The organism is Staphylococcus cohnii subsp. cohnii, from assembly GCF_002902365.1.
GTDB lineage: Bacteria > Bacillota > Bacilli > Staphylococcales > Staphylococcaceae > Staphylococcus > Staphylococcus cohnii.
This window is the reverse complement of the sequence record NZ_PPQC01000034.1, coordinates 1-405: the sequence shown is the minus strand read 5'-3', so window position 1 is coordinate 405 and position 405 is coordinate 1. Positions and strand designations below refer to the sequence as shown.

The window sequence follows — 405 nt, the reverse complement described above, 5'->3', positions numbered from 1 at the left end:
TTTTTTCAGCTAAATTCATACTAATCATCCTTATCTAATATATTGTGTAGTGCTTTTTCAAAAATATTAACCATTTTTCAAATTTCTTTATTCAATATGCTTAAAATTGGAACAAAAGTAACAATAATTTCTAAAGCAATGGAACATACTATTTGGTTACCGGTGTAAGTATAGCTATGTAAAAATGCATTAACACCATGATTATCGCTTGAAAATGTTTTATAAATCTTTTGAGAATTTAAAGTAGCAGCTAAAGGTAAATCCCCCCGTAATCGTCTTACCTAGACACATGATAGCTAGCGCACATTTTCATGATTACAAGTAAACATTTCACCACTCTTTCCTATATCTGTATTAGTACTGATAATAAAACTAAGCGATCTAAATGTAAACTAAAAAAATGAA

1 pseudogene is annotated in these 405 nt (G+C 28.1%); it reads right to left on the bottom strand.

Annotated features, from left to right (window positions below):
• Nucleotides 1-77 precede the first annotated feature (77 nt).
• Nucleotides 78-344 (bottom strand): annotated as a pseudogene (locus CD032_RS13385) (aminotransferase class III-fold pyridoxal phosphate-dependent enzyme); the annotation flags it as partial.
• Nucleotides 345-405: the final 61 nt, after the last annotated feature.